Annotated in this window: 28 protein-coding genes; 13 read left to right on the forward strand and 15 right to left on the reverse strand. The window is 53.1% G+C overall.

The window, feature by feature from the left end; genetic code table 11:
- Window positions 1-50: 50 nt before the first annotated feature.
- Both LX59_RS12425 and efp read right to left on the reverse strand, forming a co-directional pair.
- Window positions 51-536: a DUF3015 domain-containing protein gene (locus tag LX59_RS12425; RefSeq protein ID WP_144572275.1), complete on the reverse strand. Its 486-nt coding sequence runs from the start codon at window positions 534-536 to the stop codon at window positions 51-53.
- A gap of 102 nt (window positions 537-638) precedes the next feature.
- Window positions 639-1205, reverse strand: coding sequence for an elongation factor P (gene efp / locus LX59_RS12430; RefSeq protein ID WP_144572277.1), 567 nt, complete (start codon window positions 1203-1205; stop codon window positions 639-641).
- A 275-nt stretch (window positions 1206-1480) separates the two neighbouring features.
- Between efp and LX59_RS12435 the strand changes: the two genes are divergently transcribed.
- On the forward strand, window positions 1481-1996 hold the full coding sequence (locus tag LX59_RS12435; protein WP_144572279.1) for a hypothetical protein: 516 nt from the start codon (window positions 1481-1483) through the stop codon (window positions 1994-1996).
- Window positions 1997-2027: 31 nt separating this feature from the next.
- Here the strand turns inward: LX59_RS12435 and LX59_RS12440 are convergent, their stop codons facing one another.
- From LX59_RS12440 to LX59_RS12450, 3 genes are all read right to left on the reverse strand, one after another.
- Window positions 2028-2966, reverse strand: coding sequence for an AEC family transporter (locus tag LX59_RS12440; protein WP_144572281.1), 939 nt, complete (start codon window positions 2964-2966; stop codon window positions 2028-2030).
- A 72-nt stretch (window positions 2967-3038) separates the two neighbouring features.
- Window positions 3039-3611, reverse strand: coding sequence for a response regulator transcription factor (locus LX59_RS12445; protein ID WP_144572283.1), 573 nt, complete (start codon window positions 3609-3611; stop codon window positions 3039-3041).
- 23 nt (window positions 3612-3634) lie between these two features.
- A complete protein-coding gene (locus tag LX59_RS12450; protein WP_144572285.1) occupies window positions 3635-4888 on the reverse strand; it encodes an ATP-binding protein in 1254 nt (417 codons plus the stop codon).
- 141 nt (window positions 4889-5029) lie between these two features.
- Between LX59_RS12450 and LX59_RS12455 the strand changes: the two genes are divergently transcribed.
- A complete protein-coding gene (locus LX59_RS12455; RefSeq protein WP_144572442.1) occupies window positions 5030-5740 on the forward strand; it encodes an SIMPL domain-containing protein in 711 nt (236 codons plus the stop codon).
- On the opposite strand, the gene LX59_RS12460 is transcribed toward LX59_RS12455, so the two are convergent.
- From LX59_RS12460 to LX59_RS12485, 6 genes are all read right to left on the reverse strand, one after another.
- Window positions 5737-6690 (reverse strand): 5-oxoprolinase subunit C family protein, encoded by a 954-nt coding sequence (locus LX59_RS12460; protein ID WP_144572287.1) that lies wholly within the window; start codon window positions 6688-6690, stop codon window positions 5737-5739. The two genes, LX59_RS12455 and LX59_RS12460, sit on opposite strands and share 4 nt — an antisense overlap.
- Entirely contained in the window at window positions 6683-7351 is a 669-nt protein-coding gene (gene pxpB, locus LX59_RS12465) for a 5-oxoprolinase subunit PxpB (protein ID WP_144572288.1), read from the reverse strand. Before pxpB ends, LX59_RS12460 begins: the two co-directional genes overlap by 8 nt.
- A complete protein-coding gene (locus LX59_RS12470) occupies window positions 7348-8124 on the reverse strand; it encodes a 5-oxoprolinase subunit PxpA (RefSeq protein ID WP_425457496.1) in 777 nt (258 codons plus the stop codon). The genes pxpB and LX59_RS12470 overlap by 4 nt, the downstream gene beginning before the upstream one ends.
- Complete coding sequence (locus LX59_RS12475) at window positions 8106-8423, reverse strand: c-type cytochrome (RefSeq protein ID WP_144572290.1); 318 nt, start codon at window positions 8421-8423, stop codon at window positions 8106-8108. The genes LX59_RS12470 and LX59_RS12475 overlap by 19 nt, the downstream gene beginning before the upstream one ends.
- Before the next feature lie 97 nt (window positions 8424-8520).
- Window positions 8521-8961, reverse strand: coding sequence for a DUF192 domain-containing protein (locus LX59_RS12480; protein WP_144572292.1), 441 nt, complete (start codon window positions 8959-8961; stop codon window positions 8521-8523).
- A 10-nt stretch (window positions 8962-8971) separates the two neighbouring features.
- Window positions 8972-9868 carry a pseudouridine synthase gene (locus LX59_RS12485; protein WP_144572294.1) on the reverse strand — a complete coding sequence of 299 codons (897 nt, stop codon included), beginning with the start codon at window positions 9866-9868 and terminating at the stop codon, window positions 8972-8974.
- A gap of 120 nt (window positions 9869-9988) precedes the next feature.
- Here LX59_RS12485 and LX59_RS16085 point away from each other — a divergent pair, with 120 nt between their 5' ends.
- Genes LX59_RS16085 through LX59_RS12505 form a run of 5 tightly spaced genes read left to right on the forward strand, consistent with a single transcriptional unit; the run spans window position 9989 to window position 12826 of the window.
- Window positions 9989-10120, forward strand: a complete 132-nt coding sequence (locus LX59_RS16085; RefSeq protein WP_281284848.1) for a hypothetical protein — start codon at window positions 9989-9991, stop codon at window positions 10118-10120.
- 49 nt (window positions 10121-10169) lie between these two features.
- Window positions 10170-10478, forward strand: coding sequence for a PepSY domain-containing protein (locus LX59_RS12490; protein ID WP_144572296.1), 309 nt, complete (start codon window positions 10170-10172; stop codon window positions 10476-10478).
- Window positions 10479-10533: 55 nt separating this feature from the next.
- Complete coding sequence (locus LX59_RS12495; RefSeq protein WP_144572298.1) at window positions 10534-10842, forward strand: PepSY domain-containing protein; 309 nt, start codon at window positions 10534-10536, stop codon at window positions 10840-10842.
- Window positions 10842-11510, forward strand: coding sequence for a response regulator transcription factor (locus LX59_RS12500; RefSeq protein WP_144572300.1), 669 nt, complete (start codon window positions 10842-10844; stop codon window positions 11508-11510). Before LX59_RS12495 ends, LX59_RS12500 begins: the two co-directional genes overlap by 1 nt.
- Complete coding sequence (locus tag LX59_RS12505) at window positions 11507-12826, forward strand: ATP-binding protein (RefSeq protein ID WP_144572302.1); 1320 nt, start codon at window positions 11507-11509, stop codon at window positions 12824-12826. The genes LX59_RS12500 and LX59_RS12505 overlap by 4 nt, the downstream gene beginning before the upstream one ends.
- 90 nt (window positions 12827-12916) lie before the next feature.
- Here LX59_RS12505 and LX59_RS12510 read toward each other — a convergent pair whose 3' ends face one another.
- Window positions 12917-13366 carry a tellurite resistance TerB family protein gene (locus tag LX59_RS12510; RefSeq protein WP_144572304.1) on the reverse strand — a complete coding sequence of 150 codons (450 nt, stop codon included), beginning with the start codon at window positions 13364-13366 and terminating at the stop codon, window positions 12917-12919.
- Window positions 13367-13647: 281 nt separating this feature from the next.
- On the opposite strand from LX59_RS12510, the gene LX59_RS12515 reads away from it, so the two are divergent.
- Both LX59_RS12515 and pyk read left to right on the forward strand, forming a co-directional pair.
- Window positions 13648-14070, forward strand: a complete 423-nt coding sequence (locus tag LX59_RS12515; RefSeq protein ID WP_144572306.1) for a tetratricopeptide repeat protein — start codon at window positions 13648-13650, stop codon at window positions 14068-14070.
- A 63-nt stretch (window positions 14071-14133) separates the two neighbouring features.
- Window positions 14134-15585: a pyruvate kinase gene (pyk, locus tag LX59_RS12520; protein ID WP_144572308.1), complete on the forward strand. Its 1452-nt coding sequence runs from the start codon at window positions 14134-14136 to the stop codon at window positions 15583-15585.
- A gap of 4 nt (window positions 15586-15589) precedes the next feature.
- Here the strand turns inward: pyk and LX59_RS12525 are convergent, their stop codons facing one another.
- Window positions 15590-17110, reverse strand: a complete 1521-nt coding sequence (locus LX59_RS12525; protein WP_144572310.1) for an adenosine deaminase family protein — start codon at window positions 17108-17110, stop codon at window positions 15590-15592.
- A gap of 1 nt (window position 17111) precedes the next feature.
- Window positions 17112-17864 (reverse strand): TSUP family transporter, encoded by a 753-nt coding sequence (locus LX59_RS12530; protein WP_211354857.1) that lies wholly within the window; start codon window positions 17862-17864, stop codon window positions 17112-17114.
- Window positions 17865-17902: 38 nt separating this feature from the next.
- On the opposite strand from LX59_RS12530, the gene LX59_RS16170 reads away from it, so the two are divergent.
- Window positions 17903-17980, forward strand: coding sequence for a hypothetical protein (locus LX59_RS16170; protein ID WP_170234377.1), 78 nt, complete (start codon window positions 17903-17905; stop codon window positions 17978-17980).
- Window positions 17981-18017: 37 nt separating this feature from the next.
- On the opposite strand, the gene LX59_RS12535 is transcribed toward LX59_RS16170, so the two are convergent.
- A complete protein-coding gene (locus tag LX59_RS12535; RefSeq protein WP_246118754.1) occupies window positions 18018-18965 on the reverse strand; it encodes an endonuclease in 948 nt (315 codons plus the stop codon).
- Window positions 18966-19184: 219 nt separating this feature from the next.
- Between LX59_RS12535 and LX59_RS12540 the strand changes: the two genes are divergently transcribed.
- The 3 genes from LX59_RS12540 (at window position 19185) to LX59_RS12550 (ending at window position 22695) form a co-directional block, all read left to right on the forward strand.
- The gene (locus tag LX59_RS12540) at window positions 19185-20291 is read left to right on the forward strand and encodes an alpha-hydroxy acid oxidase (RefSeq protein WP_144572312.1); all 1107 of its coding nucleotides are present in this window, start codon (window positions 19185-19187) and stop codon (window positions 20289-20291) included.
- Window positions 20292-20498: 207 nt separating this feature from the next.
- Window positions 20499-22022, forward strand: coding sequence for a fumarate hydratase (locus LX59_RS12545; RefSeq protein WP_144572313.1), 1524 nt, complete (start codon window positions 20499-20501; stop codon window positions 22020-22022).
- 301 nt (window positions 22023-22323) lie between these two features.
- Window positions 22324-22695, forward strand: a complete 372-nt coding sequence (locus LX59_RS12550) for a hypothetical protein (RefSeq protein ID WP_144572315.1) — start codon at window positions 22324-22326, stop codon at window positions 22693-22695.
- The last annotated feature ends 9 nt before the right edge of the window (window positions 22696-22704 follow it).

The raw sequence follows: 22704 nt of genomic DNA on the forward strand, positions 1-22704 counted from the left end.
CCACTAAGCAGCCCCCTAAATCCATAAGGGGCGCTTTTAAGCCGCATCAGTTAGCTACGAACGTAACGGTTGAGGCGATCATCACGTTTCATCACATCCAAAGTAGCCGCTAGGACTTGCTCCGCGGTGACATCGGCTGAACTGAAAATTTCAGCAAAGTGTTGATTGGTGATGGATTTAAAATGGGCTCGATCTTCTGGTTCAACCCCTAACACGACGGCGTAGGTCGTCAAGGCTTCCCCTTCGCCCTTCGCCATATCTTCCGACAGCTCATCCATCATGTTACTGACAACCAACATGGGCTTACCGTCGTAAGTCAGAGTACCGTCCGTACGGCAACCGTTAGTACCGGAGGTCATACCAAAGGTGGCATTCCCTGAAGAACCGTTGGTAGTGGAGGCCACCAGATGCGAGGGCAATCCTTTAGAGCCCTTAAATAACATGTTTCCCCAACCGCAACCTGGGCCACCGGGGGCTTCTGCTAAGGCTCCAAAGGATACAGCCATCAGCATGGAACCTAGAAGGATCCTTTTCATCCCTATTCCTCTTAATCTGAGATACGTGAAATCCGTACTCTTTTACCCTCAAACCTACTTTTAGTTCCTTAATGCGGGTCACTAAAAGTAGGTTTTAATGCGTTAAGCCTTCACGCGGGATTTGTACTCGCCGGTGCGGGTATCGATTTCGATGGAGTCACCGATTTCGCAAAACGCGGAGACTTGCAGCTCAGCACCGTTGCTCAGACGGGCTACTTTCATCACTTTACCGGAGGTATCGCCCCGTACTGCAGGCTCAGTGTAGGCAATTTCACGCACGATGGTGGTGGGCAGCTCAACGGAGATAACGCGCTCATTGTAGAACACGGCCTCACATACGTCGGTCATGCCGTCTTCAATGAAGGTCAGAACGCCTTCCAGATCACCCTTTTCGATCTCGTACTGATTGAACTCATTGTCCATGAACACATACAGAGGATCAGCAAAGTAAGAGTAGGTTACTTCCTTACGCTCTAAAATGACGGGTTCTAATTTATCGTCTGCCTTGTAAACGGTTTCAGTGGCTGAACCGTTGAGCAGGTTTTTCAGCTTCATTTTTACAACGGCACTGTTACGGCCGGACTTGTTGAATTCGGCTTTCTGGATGACCCAGGGCTCACCGTTAATGTTGGCCACTTGGCCGGCACGGAACTCTTGTGCGGTTTTCATACGACTATCCGATGGATTAAAGGAAACAAAATCGGGCAGAGACTACACACAATGGATGCAGTCTTCCCTCAAAAACAACCATATAGCTTATCAAGGCTAAAACCGATCAGCCAAGGCAACAAGCTGTCGGACAGCCGGCTGCACAGGGGCGCGATCTTATCACTTAAGGGTGCTACTGCGTACCGCTTAGGATTAAAGGTATCCGTTTATCCTGTAAGCCTAGAGAAATAAACTGCTGTGCCGATAACCAAACAGAGCATTTATGGGGCCTTGGTATGCGTATCGAATCCTTGATCTCTGCATTCAGTACCTACGCACGTGGTAACACTCAGAACACCTCCTCAATGCCTGTAGCCAGCGCGGAACCTACGTCACATCCCTCAGAGGATGTGCGGGTTAATCTATCAGCTCAGGCACACAGCCTCTTTGCCAGCCAAAAAACTAAAACCCAGGGCCAAGACCAAGATATTGAGAACAGTGATTTACCCGATACTCTTAAACAAATTTTGCGGCAAATTCGCGAACTGAAACGGCAGATTGCTGAACAAAAGGCCGAGCTACAGCGCGAGTTAAACAGACCTATTGCGAACGAAGCCGATGCAGATCAGCAGGAAATAAAACTTAGCGGGTTGCAGCACCAAATTTTGGCTCTAACGGGAGCTTTAGTTGAAGCTGTCAGTGCCTTGGGGGAGGCTATGCGTAAAAATAACCTAACCCAAGAGCAGGCGACCCAAGTCATGGTTTTAGCCTCAAAAGAAGTGAAACCCAAAAAATCCCAAGGCCTGTACTAGCACCTCGCTAAACCCAATGAGGTAGCAACCATCACGCCCAGCCGATAGCCTGTAATACCAAGATGCCTATATTCATGGTCAGTGCTGCGGCCAAAGTGGTGAGTACAATAATGGCTGCCGCTAACTCATAGTTGGCCCTAATCGCCTGAGCCATCACAAAGCTGGCGGCTGCGGTTGGACTGGCAAAGTTCAAAAACAGCACCCCTAAATCAGCGCCTCTAAATCCATACAACACAGCACCCAGTGTCGTAATCAGGGGTAAACAAGCTACCTTCATCCAAGTGGCGCTTAAGGCTAAGTCGCGCTCAGCACGCAAGGCATTTAAAGACAGAGATCCCCCAATGCAGATGAGCGCTAATGGAAGTGTCATATGGGCAAAGGATTCTGCAGACACTAACAGCCAGTCGGGTAAACCGATTTGCCAATAGGCAAAAGGCACTCCTGCTAATACACCAATAATCAGAGGATTTTGGGCAATACTCAGCAAGATAGAACGCGGACTGGCTTTAACCTCAGTGCTATAAAACGCCAAAATCATGGCGGATAAGCTGTTGTACAACAAAATGGCAACTGCGGCTAACACCCCTCCCAAGGACATGCCGTAATCCCCATAAAGAGTGCTGGATAACGCCAGTCCAATGATGCCATTGTTACCGCGAAAAGTGCCCTGTACATAGACACCTCGATCTTCCCTAGGGCAGCGATAGATCGCCCAAGCCCAAGCTAAGAAAAAAGCGCCTAAAGTAGCCAAGGCAAAATACAGCACTAACTCCAACTTTAATTGGCTTAAATCGGCTTTAAGTAAGGATAAAAAGAGTAAAACCGGCATCGTGCCCCGAAACACCAAACTGGAGGCTGTAGAAATAAAAGCAGCATCAATCCACCCCAAACGCCGAATTGCAGCCCCTACAAACAGCATGACAAAAACGGGCGCAGTAATGGTCAGCGTCTGGACGATCAGGTTCATCACCTAGCTCCTTTATCCCAACTTAAAGCGGATTAGTTGTTGTAAATGGGCTTATCCTTGTGCACGCTTACATCATTAACGCCGTACAGGGCGTTTTTGTAATTTACGTTGCAGCGTCCTTCGATGCATACCCAAAGCACGGGCTGTAGCCGAAATGTTGCCATTGTGTTCGTTGAGTACGCGCTGGATGTGCTCCCACTGTAAACGGTCTACCGACATGGGGTTTTCCGGTACTAGGGACTCCAGATCGGCGTGGTTGGATAAAATCGCCGCCAACACATCATCCGCATCTGCAGGTTTGCACAGATAGTTGCAGGCTCCGCGCTTAATCGCCTCCACTGCCGTGGCAATGCTGGAATAGCCGGTCAGAATCACCACCCGCATCTCTGGATCAATTTCCAGTAATTTAGGCAGCAATACCAAACCCGAATCCCCATTCATTTTTAAATCCAGCACGGCATAGTCGGGGACTTCTTCCCGAGCAATGGCCAAGCCCTCGTCCGCTGAACAGGCAATCTGTACCCGCAGACCCCGACGGTCCATAGCTCGGGCCATAATGCGGGTAAAAGTGCTGTCGTCATCCACCAACAGCAACAGGGGCTTATCCTCTCCTTCACGCGGTAAGTCTTCGTGTCCTGCTGTAGTCATTTAGTGATCCCCCCTCGCATAGATCAGGCACGCGTCAATTCATACGGCAGACAAAGTTCTGTCAAGGTGCCACCATCTTCATGGTTATACAGTTTGACGGCCCCTCCCGCACGATTGACGCTGGCTTGACTTAAAAATAATCCCAGACCAAAGCCTTTCCCCTTAGTGGTGAAAAAAGGCTTACCGATTTGTTCAGCAATAGCTAACGGAACCCCTGGGCCATGATCCCGAATGGTGACGCGAACCCATTGAGCATCCCATCCCAGACGAATATCCAAATTTTCTGGGCAGGCATCAGTGGCGTTATTGAGCACATTCATCAAAGCCTGCGATAAATCAGCAGGCGGCATCAGGCGCGGTGGACTTCCAATTCCTTCGCATTGATAGCTGTACGTGGCTTCAGGACGCATCAGGTGCCAACGATTGACCACCGCCTCAACCCATTCCCGGGCGGTTTGCTCCTGAATGGCTTGGCGGCGTTCCGCCTCCGCAGCACGAACTAATTGCTGTAGGGTCTCTTTACACAGGCGTACCTGAGATTGCAATAAGGCTAAATCCTCTTGCAAACGAGGATCAGGCCAATCTTGACGCAATTCATTCAGTAATACACTCATGGTAGACAGAGGGGTACTCAGCTCATGGGCCGCGCCTGCCGCCTGTGCAGCAACGGCTAATAACTGTTGATCACGCAAGCTTTCTTCGCGCCGATCCGCCTGGCGTTGCTCTTGGCGGCGCAGTTCTTCGGCCATACGAGCCACAAAAAAGGTAATCAACACCGCGGCTAATGCAAAACTGAGCCACATGCCATAAATCTGCAAGGTGGCTTGGTACACAGGATTGATATCCAGAGGGTCGTACCACATCAAGAGCAGGGTATAACTGCCAAGGGCCAAACCAGACAGCACGAAGGTATACAGCCAAGGCAAAGTAGCTGCAGCAATGGTTAGAGGTACGAGGTAAAAAGACACAAAGGGATTGGTGGGCCCTCCGGTAAAGTACAGCAGCAAACTATGGATGATCAGGTCAAACGCCAGATGGATTGAATATTCCACCTCCGTTACCGGCCAAGGCCCTTGCAAACGAATGGCACTGGCCATGCATAACACGGCAGATACGGCTAAGGTCATGCCAATGGCTAACCAAGGTAGAGTCATCAGTTGACTGGCATAAGCTAATCCAACTGAGCCTGCTTGAGAGGCCAAGACTAAAATGCGGATTAGGACAAGCAGACGAAGATTCAGGCGGCTGGCTGACAGCAATTGAACAGGCGCGTACATGGAGGCTCCGAAAGCGGTTTTCGAGTATAGCAAGCTACAGCCATGCCCACTGATATGTGGCAAATGGACGCACTTTTTGTAGGATATAACGAAAAGAAACCGCGTCAAACTAAAACACACTGACTACAGGGATTGATTATGATGCATTCAAAAGCCTTATTTACAGCCAGTACTTTGGCACTAGTTAGCCTATTTGCAGGCTCTGTCTGGGCTGAGCCGCTTGTGTACAACCAAGTGTCCCTCAATGCAGAAGTTAGCACGGAAGTAGCTCGCGACCGCATGCACGTTACCCTCTACACGGAATCGCAGGACAAAGATCCAGCACAACTCGCCGCTACTACCACGCGCACTCTCAATGCAGCCCTTGAGCAGGCGCGTAAAGTCGATAACATCGCCATTAGCTTAGGCAACCGCAACAGCTATCCCACCTACGATAAGGAAGGCCAGCACATTATCAGTTGGCGGGAGCGGGCGGAAGTTCGGCTGGAAAGTGCGGACTTTTCAGCCCTAGCCAACCTAACTGCCGAGCTGCTGAACACACTAAAGGTCGGCAGCCTGTACTTTAGTGTTTCCGAACCCGCCCGCAAAAAGGTAGAGGATCAACTGCTGAAAGATGCCATCACTGCGTTTAAAACCCGCGCCCAACTAGCTGCCGAAGCCTTGGGAGGCTCCAGCTATAAAATCATTCAGCTCAACTTGAACAGCAATAGCATTCATCAACCGCCCTTTATACGTCCGATGATGATGAAGGCTGAACGCATGGCTGATGCCGCCGCTGCGCCCGAAATTGAGTCCGGCACTCAGTCCATCAACGTAGTTGCTGACGGTAGCATTCAGGTACAACTGCCCTAAGTCTGAGCATCGGGGCGAAAAAAGCGGTAGAAACAGCGTAAATCCTGTTGAACCTGCGCGCGCTCTATGGGCTGGAACTGCACCGACTGTCCTGCGGGGATTTGGGCTAATGCGCCCAAGTCCAAGGGATGTGCCCAACCCAACACGGGATAGCCCCCGATGGTTTGCCGATCCGCCATCAGCACTATGGGTTGACCATCGGGAGGCAGTTGGATACTCCCCGTTACTACGCCCTGTGACCAAGGCACAACGGGTAATGCAGCCAAGGCCTTCCCCTGTAGCCGAATCCCCATACGGTCTGAGCTTGGACTTAACCTCCAGCGTTGTTCCCAAAAAGGGGCATCCGTCCAAGATCCATCCTTTACAGTGGCTGGATTAAGCATGACGCGTACAGGCTTAGGGTTCCGATAATCCGGTTTAAAAGCTAGGGGTCGATGGGCAGCCCTTGGATAATGGGCTCTGTGACAGGGGAGCCAATCCCCCGCCTTAATGATCTGACCTTGCCCACCCAGGCCGCCCAAACGCTCACGCATTTGAGTCGCTACGCTGCCTAATACGGGCTTGACCTGAAAGCCTCCCGCCACGGCCAGATAGCCCCACAGCCCCGCTACAGCAGCTCCTAGCTCTAGTAACTGACCTGAGCGCACCGCAAAGCGGGTGGCATGGGGACAAGTTTGCCCATCCAGTGTAATGGATCGTTCTGCACCACAAACCGCAATCCAAGTGTCCTGTTTAATCTGTAAACGCAAACCGCCCAAAGCCCACTCCAGCAGTGGCGTTCCCCAAGGATTGCCCAGCAAATAATTGGCCCAAGCCGCCGCTCGGAGATCCATCACTCCGCTGGGAGATACCCCCAAATGTTGCCAACCCCAACGCCCGGCATCCTGTAATAGGGTTAAAGGAGTACAGGCCAATACACGCAATCCATTTGGTAGGCTGGCATCAGTCATCAAGCGATCCCAAATCCACCGCAACAAATCGCACGCGATCTCCCAATTGCAAACGCACAGGCGGCTGCGTGTCAGGGTCAAATAAGGGCTCTAAACAACGCCCCAACAAATGCCAGCCCCCCGGAGAGGCCTGCGGATAAATCGCAGTCTGACGTTCAGCAATGGCTAGGCTACCGGCAGGCACACTTAACCTTGGCGTTGAACGGCGCGGCAACACCAAGCGCTGATCCAAAGTACCCAAATAAGCAAAACCTGGAGCAAAGCCCACAGCCCCCACCCAATATAGGGTAGAGGAATGAATTTGGATCACATCGGCCACACTCAGCCCGGATTGCTCGGCTACATAGGCTAAATCCGGGCCGTCGTAATAAACGGCTAACTCATGCTGATAAGGTTTTAAAGATGAGGCGCTGGCTTTATCAGTAAGCCAATCCCTCAGCAAAGGCAAAAGCCGCTGTTCTAAATCTTGATGATCGGTTAGACACAGGTCGTAATGCAGCAATAGGGTCGTCCAACCGGCGACCCAATCCCGTATCAGCGGGCCTAACTGCTTCAGAATACGCTCAGCCAATGTTCGGATACGCCCAGACAGCTCAGGGCTAGGTTGGTCAGCTAAAACCAATAACAGCGCCTCAGCGCCCACAGGTTCGCAGCCTATCACGCGGGCCTGCCATCCAAGGCAAGACGCAAGCGCCTTAGAACCTCTAAAGCTTCTGGATTATCTCCATGCACACAAAGGCTATCGGCTTTGAGGTGCAAACGGTTGCCGTGGCAATCGGGAAAGGATTGGCCACGTGCAATAGCCAGTGCTTGGCTCAAAATACGCTGGCTATCGTGGTGCACAGCACCGGGCAAACGACGGGATAACAAATGTCCATCGGCTTGATAGGCGCGATCGGCAAAGGCCTCAAACAGCAAGGGAACGCCTAGGGCTTCGGCTAACTTACGCTCACGTCGGTTATCAATCTGTGCTAAGACCATCAAAGGCAACCCTGATCGGTAAGCGGCACAGGCTTCTAATACGGCTTTTAACAAAGCATCGTCGCTAACCAAGTCGTTATACAAAGCACCGTGGGGCTTTACATAAGCGACTTCAGTACCGGCGGCTCGGCAAAAGGCATCCAAAGCTCCGATTTGATACAGCACCAAAGCCTGCACCTCTGCCGGAGAACAACTGAGGTGACGACGACCAAAGCCGACTAAGTCAGGGTAAGCCGGATGGGCTCCGATACGCACGCCATGCTCTACCGCTAAGGCCACACTACACTGGATACTTAAGGGATCACCCGCGTGGAAACCACAAGCCAGATTCGCTTGATCAATAAAGGGCATCACTGCTTCGTCTTGGCCCAATGTCCAAACGCCAAAGCTTTCGCCCATATCGCAATTGAGCAGGATCGTACCGGAGCTAGGCATCACTGTTGCAAAATCCATTCAGCCAAAATACGAGCCTCTTCGTCGGTTAAGGCATTGGGTGGCATAGGAATCGGCCCCCAAACTCCCTGACTACCCTGTTTCATGCGGGCAGCCAGCACAGCGGCAGCACCCTCCTGACCTGCGTATTTAGCGGCAATTTCTTTGTACGATGGCCCCACCAAGCGCATATCCACTTTATGGCAGGCAACACAGGCTTTGCTGTTGTATAGAGCCTGTGCATCTTGAGCCTGCGCAGAACCTATTCCGCCCGCGACAGCGCCTAACAGGCTCCCTACAAACAACAGATATTTATTCATGCGTACATGCTCTCAAGGCTTTTTATAGAGACCAGAAGGCACGGCTCTGGTCGTGTCGCTACTATAGCGCCCCCTAGAAGGCAACTATTGCGTTCTGTCAGTTTTTGGACGGCGTTAAAGGCAAGCCCTCAATCAGTGCTCCCGGTTGAATCCCGTGGCGCTGAAACCATCCTTGATTGACCTCTAAGGCAAAACGCGCGGGCAAACGGGAACAATGCGGCGTTAGATCCTGAGGCTCTAAATCCACTAGGTTAAGGATACGCCCTTGATCGTCCATAAAGGCGGCAGACAAAGGTAAGGGGGTATTTTTCATCCATAAACAACGGCGGGATAATTGATCGAACACAAACAACATACCACCGGACTCAGGCAATTCAGTGCGCTCCATCAACCCCCGCCGCTGGGTTTCTGGCGTGTCGGCTACCTCAACCTGTAGAACCTGTGTGCCCAGCCGCAATGCAATCCCATCAGGCTCCTGTGCCCCAACCTGCCCCAATAAACCTAGGCCCAGTAATCCAGCAAGTAGTACTAAACGCATCCCTAAATCCTCAAGGCCATTCGAGGGTTTGTTGACTGCGAAAGCTGCGCGGCTCTCCCGTCATCGGATCTGTGAAACTCAAGGCCCGCGCTAACAGTTTGAGCGGTTTTTGATAGTCATCCTGCGTGCGGTCGGCTTGAGATTGCAGTACTGGATATAAAGGATCGTTGCAAATACCCGCCCCCAAAGCCGCCATATGTACCCGTAGCTGGTGCCGCTTTCCAGTCACTGGAAACAGGGCGTAACGCCAATAAGCCTCTCGACGCTCTAACAGCTCGATCCGAGTTTCAGTATTGGGCGTGGCTTCGGGTTGCTCACGCATCAGAAAAAACAAGTCACCCTCGACCAAACGTGTTTTGCGCTCACAGGGGAACGATTGCTCCGGCAAAGGTGGGCAGATGGCTTCATAGACTTTGTGCATCTGCCGCTCTCGAAACAACGCCTGATAGCGCCCCCGTGTACTGGGATTAGTGGAAAACAGCACCAAACCTGCGGTTAAACGATCAATACGATGTAAAGGAACCAAATGTGGATTACCTAAACGCTGAATCAACCGCGCTAACAGGGTTTCCCGCACATACGACCCGCTGGGTTGCACGGGTAAAAAATGCGGTTTATCCGCCACCACCAAATGCTCATCCACATGGATTAACTGCTCAGATAAGGGAATGGGGGTTTCCTGAGCCACTTCCCGAAAATAATGCACCCGTAACCCGACTTGATAGGCTTGGGTTGAGGCAATGCACTGCCCCTGAGCATCCAACACCCGCCCGCGTCGCATACGATCCAACCAGAGATCACGGGAAATAGCCGGAAAACGAGCACACAGACAATCCAATACCGTCGCCCAAGAGCCCGGCGGTAGATAGAGAAAGCTAGACCCCTCTAAGACAGGCGCTGATGACATCCTGTAGTCCCATTTAGCAAACTAAAAGTGTCCCATTGTAATGGGCCTTACGCGAATTCAGGCTGATTTAAGCATCACCTCTTAGGCTGAACCCAATTGCACTTTAACGAGGAAAGCCTGATGGAAATTCTGATCACTCTGTTAGCCCTAAGCCTTGTGGTCATTCTGGCTACTAACCTCAGTCGCTCGGCTAAGCCTTTGGAGGAAATTCAAGCCGACGAATCTTGGCCTAAACCATTCAGTTTCATTTAATTAAAAAGCAGTAATCTGTAGCCATCTAAAGCAAAAAACGGGGAATATCATGAAAACGCTGATTGCTTTATTCGGAGCAGCTACCCTTTTTTTCACCAGCCACAGCCTCATGGCACGCGACATTAACCTCCATGAAGCCGTCCAATTGCGCGATTCAGGCACTATTAAAAACTTTGAGGAGCTCAATAAAGCCGCATTAGCCCGACATCCAGGTGGCAAAATCACAGATACTGAGCTAGAGCAAGAATACGGTCGCTATATTTATCAAGTCGAAATACGAGATGCTAAAGGCGTAGATTGGGATTTAGAATTTGATGCCACCACCGGCGAGTTGCTGCGCGATTTTCGGGACGACTGAGATCGGGTTGCACTCGCTCCCTACTGAATCGCCTGAATACTATCTGGAATTACCTATGCTGAAGTCCGCCTTAGCCCTCTTGCCTGTATTGTGGATACTCACCACCTCACTCGCAGCAGGGCGGGACTTGGATCAGGACGAAGCGTTAAAGCTCACGCGTGAGGGGCAGATTATGCCGCTAGAGCAGCTACTGCACAGCATCAGCAGAATTTATCCCAACGCACAGTTGCTGGAAGTAGATTTGGAAGAACACCACGGCCACTATGTGTATGAGATTGACTTACTCACGGCTGAAGGACTTGCTCGTGAATTGGAGTTGGATGCCCGTACCGGACGCTTGATAAGCGATAAAGAGGACGATTAATGCGCTTATTGCTGGTGGAAGATCAGGTGGAGCTGGCTGACGAGATTTCAGCCGCCCTCAAACGCAACGGCTACGCCGTAGACTGGCTGACAGATGGACGGGATGCCGACTACCAGGGAACCTCAGAACCCTACGACCTCATCATCTTAGACCTTGGATTACCCGGTAAACCCGGTTTAGAGGTGTTAGCGAACTGGCGCTCCCGAGGCCTCAATGCTCCGGTACTTATCCTAACGGCCCGCAGCTCTTGGGCTGAACGCATCGAAGGCTTGAAAGCGGGAGCCGATGATTATCTTACTAAACCCTTCCACCCCGAAGAGTTGCTATTACGCATTCAGGCACTGCTACGTCGCACTAAAGGCTTGATTAACCAACCCTTACTGGAAGTAGGCGGGCTAGCCTTAGATGAAACCCGGCAAATCTGCCACTGCAAAAACCAAGAAGTCGAACTCACAGCTGGTGAATTTCGCCTGCTGCGCTACTTTATGCTGCATCCGGATCAATTACTCTCTAAGTCTCAACTGGCCGAACACCTGTACGACGGCGAAACCGAACGCGACTCCAACGTAATCGAAGTACACATCAACCGGCTACGCAGTAAATTAGGTCGGGAACTGATCGAAACCCGCCGGGGCCAAGGCTACAGGTTTACAGGCAAGCACCCGTGAAATCCATACAGCATCGCCTTAGCTTTGGATTAATCCTTAGCTTGCTGGTAGTTGGAGTTTGCTTGCTGCAAAGCAGCCTCTGGCTGCTGGAGTCCGAGCTTAGAAGCACCCTTAAAGTCCACCTCGCTGAAGAGGCTGAAGGGCTGCTCAGTGCTATGGTACAGGGCACTCAAGGGTTACAGTTGGATGCTACACGCATTAACCCGCGCTATCGCAGGGCATTCTCAGGTTATTACTTCCACATCCAGCTCCCCAATCAGGTTTGGCGTTCGCGCTCCCTATGGGACAATACACCTGACTGGCCCGAAGCCTTAGGCTTAGGCGCAGAACTAATCAAAGGCCCGCAAAATCAGCACCTTTTGACCTATCGGGGCAGCTACCGGCGCGCGGGGCAAAATATCGTCATTACCGTGGCCCAAGACTACACCCCCATTCTGCAAAGCTTTCAACGCATCCGTTTGATCAGCTTTTTACTGGTAGGTGCAGCCTTGCTGATTTTACTGGTGGTACAGCGCTATGTGATGGCTTCCGCCTTGCGCCCCTTGGAGTTAGCTCGGCGGCAAATCCTGCAATTGCAACGGGGACAGCGCCAAAAACTCGATCCCTCCGTTCCCGATGAACTACAGCCTCTGGTCGAGCAAATCAACCATCTACTTGATCACACAGACATCACCCTCAAACGTTCCCGTAATGCCCTCGGCAATCTGGGGCACGCATTAAAAACGCCTTTAGCCGTGCTCAATACCCTGATTCAGCACGAAGAGCTACGCCAGCATCCGACCCTGAAAGCCAGCCTCAGCGAACAGCTAAAGCAGATTCAGCAACGGGTATCCCTAGAGTTAAATCGAGCTCGACTGGCCACGGACGTATTACCGGGCAGCCACTTTGACTGCCAAAGCGAAATTCCGGCCCTGCTCAAAACCCTGAATATGATCCACGGCACTCAGTTAACCCTGAGTTGGCAAGCGCCCCAAGGATGCCAACTCCCCCGCGATCGAGAGGATATGCTGGAGTTGTTGGGGAACTTACTGGATAACGCCTGCAAATGGGCCAAGACTCAAGTCCATTTGGAGATACAGTCCACTACCCTTGGCTACCGTTTAACCGTGGATGACGATGGCCCCGGTATTGCGCCAGAACAGCGTCAACAAGCCATGCAACGCGGAGCCCGCTTAGATGAGCGCCCAAGCGGACACGGCCTTGGCCTTGATATTGTGGGTGACATTATCAGCGCTTGGAATGGCCAATGGGCGTTGGAACAAAGCCCTCTGGGCGGTTTGCGGGTACGGATTGAGCTGCCTACGGCCTATGCATAAGGCTACGGCCTTCCAACAGCCGTAGCCCAAGCCAGGGTACTTCGGTAGCCTAGCGCCTCAGCGCGGGGCTACCGAATAAAACCCAAGCGATCAGAGATCAAAGTCGGCAGGGTTTAGGCCCAGCTCGGTAGCGATAGTACGACACACTGCTTGCTCTTTGACATCAAACTCACCGTCTGAATTACCAATCGCACAGCACACACGCACCAGCAGGCGGGCTGCGTCTTCTTTACCCCGCAGTTTGCCCACAATGCGTAGAGCTTCAGCACGGCCAATCTCGCTATCAAACTCAAACTTGCCGCTGATATCTTGGAACGACTGAATGACCTCTTTCAGGTCAAATGCCTTCAACTCAGCGGAGTTTTGGATAAAGCCCACCATTTTTTGCTTTTCAGCCGCACTGATGCTGCCATCTGCGGCGGCAACCAAGGCACAACCCGCGACCACAGCATCCATAAACTCACGATTTTTAAACTTGGTGATCTCGGTAGAGAGGCTTTCACGCGCTGCTGCTACGTTGTTTTTCAGCCAGTCAAGCATGTTTTTACTCCTTGGTTTAACAAAATAGGAACTGCTTCCTTAGAGAGGTTTTCTGTAGGTACAGTTTCCTCAGCTGTTCGATCATTCAGTATGGATCACTTAGGATCAGAAGACCTAAACAGATGGACTACCATTCAAACACACCTAAATGAGACAAAACCTGTGTGCTGGTAACAAAATGCACCTCAATGGGCAGAGCAAGCTAATGTGGGGCTCACCCAAGCGCTTTACAAGAACTATTCATGTTTTGCCTTTTCCCAAGGGGTATTCAAGGAGACCCTATGCGTATTTCAATCCTGCTTGGCGTAGCTTTGCTCCCCCTCTTAGGTTGCACCAGTCAAGGAGCACAGCACCGAGCATTGGATGATGCTTATGAAGCCTACAGCGCAGGTGATTGTGGGCAGGTAATGCTATCCCTCTCTCAGGCCAGTCGCTACGGGCGATACAGCGACCCGGTGCGCCCTGAAATAGCCCTATTACGCGGCCTTTGCCTAGAACGGCAAGCCCTATTCCCAGATGCGATCAAAACCTACGAGTTCATGATTCAGAAGTACCCTTCCAGCGAATTTTCCTTCCGTGCCCGCGCTCGTTTAGAAACCTTAGAACAGTTAGGACATTACCAACCTCCGGGAAAAGCCCGTCCTATTGCTGCGCCCAGTGCCGATACTTGGCGCACTCCTGCTTCATCAGCTACACGCCCCTAGCCTCAGCATGACTAAAGTCTATAGGCATACTAGCCTGCTCATCGGTACTACAAGGAGCCTGATATGAGCTTACGCCGCACCAAGATCGTCGCCACCCTCGGCCCAGCCAGCAGTACAGCGGAGGTGCTGGAGAAAATGATCCTCGCCGGGCTGGATGTAGCTCGCCTAAATTTTTCCCACGGTAGCCCCGATGACCATAAAGCCCGCGCCAAACTGGTGCGCGAGCTGGCAGCCAAACACGGCCGCTTTGTTGCCCTGCTGGGTGACTTGCAAGGCCCTAAAATTCGCATTGCCAAGTTTACCCATAAGCGCATTGAGCTACAGGAAGGCGATCATTTTCGCTTTTCTATTACTCATCCGCGCGATGCAGGCACCCAAGAAGTCGTAGGCATCGACTACCCCGATCTGGTCAAAGACTGCAAAGTCGGCGATGAATTGTTGCTGGACGATGGCCGCGTGGTAATGCGGGTTGAACAAACCACTGAGGATGAACTGCACTGTGTCGTGCTCATTGGCGGGCCACTCTCCGATAACAAAGGCATTAACCGGCGCGGTGGCGGTTTGACCGCCCCAGCCCTAACGGAGAAAGACAAAGCTGATATCAAACTGGCGGCGGAAATGGAGTTGGATTATCTGGCCGTCTCCTTCCCGCGTGATGCAGCAGATATGGAACTGGCCCGCCGTCTGCGCGATGAAGCGCGCTCCTCGGCTTGGCTGATTGCCAAAATTGAGCGCGCTGAAGCCGTAGCGGACGACGAGTCGCTGGACGCTCTGATCCGGGCCAGCGACGGAGTAATGGTAGCCCGAGGCGATTTAGGCGTAGAAATCGGCGATGCGGAATTGGTAGGGATTCAGAAAAAAATCATTCTGCATTCACGGCGCTACAACAAGGTGGTGATCACTGCCACCCAAATGATGGAATCCATGATCCACAGCCCCATGCCAACCCGCGCCGAAGTATCGGACGTGGCCAATGCGGTGCTGGATTACACCGATGCGGTCATGCTGTCGGCGGAAAGTGCAGCGGGGGATTATCCGGTCGAGGCGATTAAGGCGATGGCCCGCGTGTGTCTGGGGGCAGAAAAACATCCCACCAGCATCACCTCCAACCACCGTTTAGGTCAGGAGTTTGAGCGCTGCGACGAAAGCATCGCCCTCGCCGCCATGTACACCGCCAATCACTTCCCCGGCATTAAGGCCATCATCAGCCTGACGGAGAGCGGATACACGCCCTTAATCATGTCGCGTATTCGCTCCTCAGTACCAATCTTTGCCTTTACCCCCAGTCGGCAGACTCAAGCACGAGTGGCGTTATTTCGCGGAGTGCAAACCATCCCCTTTACCCCCGAAGCTTATCTGACCAGTCAAATGAGCCAAGCAGCGGTAGATGAGCTGTTAAAGCGCAACATTGTGCAACCCGGTGACTGGGTGCTGCTGACCAAAGGCGATAGCTACCACAGCGTGGGTGGCACTAACACACTGAAAATTTTGCGCGTGGGGGATCATTTGGTTTAACCCCTCAAGGTATCGTAGCCTGCACGCAGCTCTGAGCGGTGCGGGTTACGGCCTGAGCCTCCAAGCGCTGTATCTGCGCCTCAAAATCTGCAAAGCGACGTTCTAAACGGCTTAGCTCGTCGCTCTTCTCCGTCTCATTCAAAAAGGCATAGCGAATGCTGTTGAACACTGTCTCCCGCAACTGGCTGTAGCTCGGTTGGTAGCGACTGATGTACAGCAGATATTCCTCGCTCAGACTGACTCGCGATACGCCCATATCGTCCGAAGAAATCACAAAGGGCACGCCATAACGCGCATACAGCCGCAGCGGATGGGCTGCGTCTTTTACGCCCAAAATAAAGGCATTACTGGTCAGATTAATTTCAACCGCAATGTTTTTAGCCCGCAGTTGCTGCAAGAGTTCGGGGGCGTTGCGCTCTTCGGCAATATCAATACCGTGCCCGATGCGTTGGGCTCCGGCCACCTCCACCGCCTCCCGAATATGGGAGCGCAATGACTCCGGCGGCACCAACCCAAGCACTAACTCTCCCGCGTGCAAAGCCACCGGAACCTTCGGGAAGTGCTGGCGCATAAAACCCAGCATACGCATGTGCAGGCTGTAATCACGCAAGGCAATCACGCCGTTTTCCGGCCCCACCATGTTTACCCCGACAATCAGGGAGCTTTGGTCAGCGGCGGCAAAAGCGGTGTAAATCTGAGCAAAGACGGCTTCTGGAGCGGCATTGCGCGACACATAGGTCTGAAAGCGCAACCGGAACTGGGCATCATCCAAACCTGCGGCGGCGGATTGAAGTTGCTGTACATAGTCAGTAATGGCTTGCTGAGTACTGCGATCAGCCCTTAAAGCCTGCAAGGCTAACGTAAAGCCAGTCTCGGGCAATTCAGTTCCTTGCGTTTCTAGCAGTCCCTGTAGATTGGTTTTAGGACGCGGACTGCTGGTAAGCATGGTTTCCAGATAGCCCTGATTTTCGTCCGCAGCCCGTTGTTTCAACTGCAACAGACCGGCACGGTAATTTTGATCGGATACCGGCCCAAAATAGCCAAAGGTGTCGAAGAACTGCCGATCCGGGGATTTTTGCTGGTGGATGTGGTTGCCATAATCCCGATTTGACCAGGTCATCAGCAGGGCTACACGGAAGGCTTCGTTGCTTTGGATGGCATCCGCATCCAAACACAGCGGACGCTCAGCGGCGCTCAGGCGTTCGGGTTGGGTTTCAATGCGGTACTGATAAGCGCCCTTGGCTGGAATATCGGTTTGGTAAACGCAATAGCCCGCTGTTTTCAGCCAATCTAAATAGGTTTCCGCGTACACAGAACCAGAATAGTGGTGGTGCAAATCCCCACCCTTAGGCAGCATCCGGCTGAATAACGCCAGTTCCGCCTGTGGCAAAGGCTGAGTCGAGATTAAACGCTGGTAATGGCAGGCAGTGACTTCAGCCGCCGTAAATGCCTCCCGCGCCTGTAGTCCAGCACCACCGGTTAATAATAAGGCCGCTAACAGCAACGTCCTTGTATTGAAATGCATCTTAAGCTCCTAACAACTTGATTGAAATCGCTAACGACATCACCACCATCACCCAGCGAATCAGGCGCTGGCCGCCCCGAATGGCCAAACGCGCCCCAAGCGTACCGCCCAGCAATTGCCCCACCGTCAGGGCTAAACCTATGTCCCAATGAATGCTGCCGTAGCCGATAAAAAACAACAATGCGCCCAGATTGCTGGAAAAATTCAGCAACTTGGCGTGGGCTGTGGCCTTAACCAGATTAAAGCCCGCCAGCAGCACAAAGGCCATGGCTAAAAAAGCTCCGGTGCCCGGCCCAAAAAAACCATCGTAAAAACCAATAAGGGAGGGCACCAGCACCGCAAAACTCAGGGGAGATAAACGGCGCTGGCTGTCCACCTGCCCCAACTGCGGGGAGAAAGCAAAGTACAGCGCAAAGGCAATCAGCAGTACCGGAATCAGGCGCGCTAGTACGGCTGAATCAATACGGGTTAACAGCCAGCAGCCCAACACCGAACCACCAAAGGCCAACAGCGCCAAAGGCCATGCACTGCGTAACGATAACTGCCCCACGCGCACAAAATGCACCGTAGCTGCCAAAGCCCCAGACACCGAACCTAGCTTGTTGGTGGCTAAAGCCGCCGTGGGCGGTAATCCACTGGCCAACAGCATGGGCACCATGATCAAGCCTCCCCCACCGGCGATGGCATCCACACAGCCCGCTACACCACCCAATAACACAAAGAGCGCTAACAGCTCTATTCCAATAGACTCCACACGCTAAGCTCCGCAGGGTACAGGCCAATCCTGTTCAAATTTTCCAACACTGTAAATCCGAAGACCGTCTAACCGGCCTGTATCACAACCTACTGCGCCACTGGGCCAATACCTAAGGGTATTGACCCCAATTGAGTGACTAGCCCAAAGCCCCTAACGGCAGTTACCGGCCTTCTTAAACCCAGCGGCTTCTGCTTCGGCAACAGTACGAAACTCCACCCGAGTATCGCCGGTTACGCGCTCATAACTGGGGCAGCCTTCGGGCAGATGGTACACGCGGCTATTGCGGTTCCCTACAATGGGCGCTGTCTGAGCCGCCACGGTGCTGTTGGATTCAGGATTATCCTCATCCTCCTCAATAGGAGGCACTTCGGCTACATCAGAGGCTTTGGCATCCAGTACCCAAGTGCGTTTGCCGGTTACAAAAGGATTGCTGTTTCCCTGCACCTTAGCAATGCGCCGATCGCGTTCGCGTTCCCAATCCGACACCGGAAACTGCCGATCCCAAGCCATAAAGAGTTGCTGCTGCTGACGTGACATATTCAAGCCATAACGATCGTGCATATAAAAATAGATACGCGCCGCTTGCCCTTTCACCGCATCACGCGGCTCCACCACTCGATTTTTGAAATCCACCCGCGTAGGGCAAGATCCATAGGATTTGGGCACCGAAGACGACAACATACCGTAGGAGTAGTTACTACGGTCGGCATTCACCTCTCCAATGGCGGGAGTCAGATTGTGCATATCGCCTTCCATGCGCCGGAAGGTGGCATCGGTGTCCTTACAGTTTTTGCGACCGCCTTTCTGCCAGCATTGCAGTTGGTGACCAAACACCCAAGCTGGAACCACATGCTCCCACTCAGTGCGTTCAGCGCGGGTTTGTTGGCTGCGCACCTGATAGCCACAGGAAGCTAAATCAACCCGCCCACCGGAGCGCCCCACCCATTCCCAGCGGCAGCCACAGTAAAATGTCCCCGGATTAGTTTTGCTGTTTTGGTCGTAGTACACCTGCTCCCGCAGCGCCACCTTAGCCTGCTCGAAGGTCTGAACCTCAGGTTGAGGGCGCAAACCCAAATAGGCTGTTACCGCAGAAACCAAAGCCGCAATGACCGCAGCGGCTAAACGCCTTTGTTTAGTGTGTAGGATCGACAACAGGCTTTTAAGAAGTGTTTCCACCAGAAATCCTTTGTTGCGATAGCCAGATCGCAAAATGGAGAAAAGACAGGCCAAAAACCCAGCATTGGCCACTCAAGGAAGGGCACAATTGTGCCTGTATCACCCGATACAGAAAACGCCTAGACCTGCGTTGAGATCCTTATGACCTCCGTACCCCATCCCCCGTTGCATCAAATTCCCACCGAATTGGCCGCTGTCAGCGACTATGAGGCCCGTGCGCCCTTGCACATGACCGCCAACGCTTGGGCTTACATGGCCGGTGGCGCGGCTGATGAGCTAACCCTGAACGACAATTGCGCTGCCTTCAGCCGTCAGAAACTGCGTAACCGGGTGTTAGGCGATCTACGGGGCGGCAATACCCGTCTATCCCTGTTCGGCCAAGACTTTGAGCACCCTATTTTTGTAGCCCCCGTGGCCTATCAAAAGCTAGTACACCCAGAGGGGGAACTGGCCACAGTATTAGCCGCCTCGGCAGCGCGGGCGGGCATGGTACTCAGCACTCAATCCAGCACTTTACTGGAGCAGGTGGCGCAACAGGCGCAAACGCCCCTGTGGTTTCAGCTCTACATTCAGCCGGATCGAGACTTTACCCAACAGCTCGTGCAGCGGGCGGAAGCTGCGGGGTATCAGGCTTTGGTAGTGACCGTTGATGCACCCGTGAATGGCCTGCGTAATCGCGAACAGCGCGCTGGCTTTAGCCTCCCGACAGGTATTGAAGCAGTGAACCTAAAAGGCATGCGCAGCCTGAATCAACCCACAACTCATATCGGTAGCCCGGCCCTTATGGGTACGCCTTTGTTGGAGTACGCCACCCGCTGGGAAGACATTCGCTGGCTACGCCAACAGACCCAGCTTCCCATTCTACTCAAAGGCATTTTGCATCCTGAAGATGCACGACGTGCACTAGAGGAAGGAGCCGATGGCCTGATTGTCTCCAACCACGGCGGACGCACTCTGGATACTCTACCGGCCACCTTGGATGCACTGCCTGCCGTAGCCACCGCCGTAGGTGGACGCATTCCCCTGCTGATGGATGGCGGCATTCGACGCGGCACCGATGTGTTTAAAGCCTTGGCCCTAGGCGCAGATGCTGTATTGGTGGGCCGACCCTACATCTTTGCCTTAGCCACAGCCGGAGCGTTAGGTGTCGCCCACATGCTGCACCTACTGCGCGCCGAGCTGGAAGTGACTATGGCCTTCACCGGTTGTCGCACTCTGGAGGACATCGGCCCCCATTGCCTTTGGTAAAGCGAGGGACACGACAATCGGTCTCCAATGGTCATATACAGCCGGTAAGACTTTCGTGGCATGCTGCCAGAAGGTGGTTGTATAGCGCCGTACAACGGGTGTTCTCGATTAATACGCGCGCTATACTGCCGCACCTTCCAAGCGTGCGTTGAGTTTCCTTGACGCTATGCGCTGTCGTTACCGGCCCTGACCAAGAGGACGTGTTGCATGACCGTGATTAAGCAAGAAGATCTGATTCAGAGCGTCGCTGATGCCCTGCAATTTATCTCCTACTACCATCCCGTTGACTTCATTCAGGCCATGCACGAGGCCTATCTGAAGGAAGAGTCGCCTTCTGCCCGTGACTCCATCGCCCAAATTCTGATCAACTCGCGCATGTGCGCCACGGGCCACCGTCCGATCTGCCAAGATACCGGCATCGTGACCGTGTTCGTCAAAGTGGGTATGGACGTGCGTTGGGACGGTGCCACCCTCAGCGTAGACGACATGATCAACGAAGGCGTACGTCGCGCCTACAACAACCCCGACAACGTCCTGCGTGCGTCCATTCTGGCCGATCCAGCCGGTGCGCGTAAGAACACCAAGGACAACACCCCGGCGGTCATCCACTACTCCATCGTCCCCGGCGACAAGGTAGAAGTCGACGTAGCAGCCAAGGGCGGCGGCTCTGAGAACAAATCCAAAATGGGCATGCTCAACCCCTCCGACTCCATCGTCGATTGGGTACTGAAAACCGTTCCTGAAATGGGTGCGGGCTGGTGTCCACCCGGCATGCTGGGCATTGGTATCGGCGGCACGGCTGAGAAAGCCGCTCTGTTGGCCAAAGAGTCCCTGATGGAAGAAATCGACATCCACGAACTGAAAGCGCGCGGCCCGAAAAACCGTGTTGAAGAGCTGCGTCTGGAGCTGTTCGAGAAGGTCAACCAACTGGGTATTGGTGCTCAGGGTCTGGGCGGTCTGACCACCGTTCTGGATGTGAAGATCAAGGATTACCCCACCCACGCCGCTTCCCTGCCGGTGTGCCTGATCCCCAACTGCGCTGCCACCCGTCACGCCCACTTCGTGCTCGATGGTTCCGGCCCAGCCGCTCAAGAAGCGCCTCCGCTGTCTGCCTATCCCGACATCGTTTGGGAAGCTGGCCCCAGCGCCCGCCGTGTTGACCTGAACACCGTCACCCCAGCCGATGTACTGACCTGGAAGCCAGGCGAAACCCTGCTGCTGAATGGCAAAATGCTGACTGGCCGTGACGCGGCGCACAAGCGCATGGTCGACATGCTCAACAAGGGCGAAACCCTGCCGGTTGACCTCAAAGGCCGCTTTATTTACTACGTTGGCCCAGTCGATCCCGTACGCGACGAAGTGGTTGGCCCCGCTGGCCCCACCACCGCCACTCGTATGGACAAGTTCACCCGTCAGATTCTGGAAAGCACCGGTCTACTGGGTATGATCGGTAAATCCGAGCGTGGCCCGATTGCTATCGAAGCCATCAAAGACAACAAAGCTGTCTATCTGATGGCGGTGGGTGGTGCTGCCTACCTCGTGGCCCAAGCGATCAAGAAGTCCAAAGTTCTGGCCTTCGAAGAGCTGGGTATGGAAGCCATCTACGAGTTCGACGTGGTCGACATGCCGGTTACTGTTGCGGTAGACAGCACCGGTATCTCCGTCCACAACACCGGCCCGGCTGAGTGGAAAAAGAAAATCGCTGAGTCCTTAGCGGTTGAAGTGAAGTAGCGGTTGAGCTGAATTTAGTGTTATCCGCTCCGCAAGTTTTGCTTGCGGAGCCTCCTGCGTCCTTGCAGCCCCTTTCCGGTTATCCCTCAAGCCAATATCATCTTGATATTCCTCAGCCCCATTCGATCAGGGCTTCCGTCGCTTAGGCTTAGCCAATACCTCCATGAATATGCGTTATCTTCTCTCTCTGTGTATGGGGTTGCTGAGTAGCCCTCTGTCTGCACAAACCTATCTCTATAATGCTCGCTGTGATACCTCCTACTTTAAACAGGAAGTCCCGCGTGCACCTGAGGAGCGACACTTGCAGGCCATTCGATGTGATTTTATTACCCTAACCCTCACTGACGAGGGACAGGTGATCCTGCAAATTGTGGACACGGATAACCAGCTCAGCCCCCTAGGTTTTGGTGGCGGTAAGATGGATTTTGAAGTAGAAGCTGGCCGGGCCGTAGTGCATCTGAAAAAGGCTTATATTCTGGACAGCAGTCTGCCTAAACCAATGCCTATCACAGAGGACGTTGAGGGGAGCTGTACTTTGGATGGCCGCATTAACATCCGCCATCTGTACGGAATTAGCTGTGATGCGCTGCTAAAAACTGGAAAACAGGCGCTGAGATACCGCATCAAAACCGAAATCAAAAGTGTTGGCCAAATCATACCCAGCCTGATGTAACTCAGAGGC

Origin of the sequence: Azomonas agilis (assembly GCF_007830255.1) — a bacterium.
GTDB lineage: Bacteria > Pseudomonadota > Gammaproteobacteria > Pseudomonadales > Pseudomonadaceae > Azomonas > Azomonas agilis.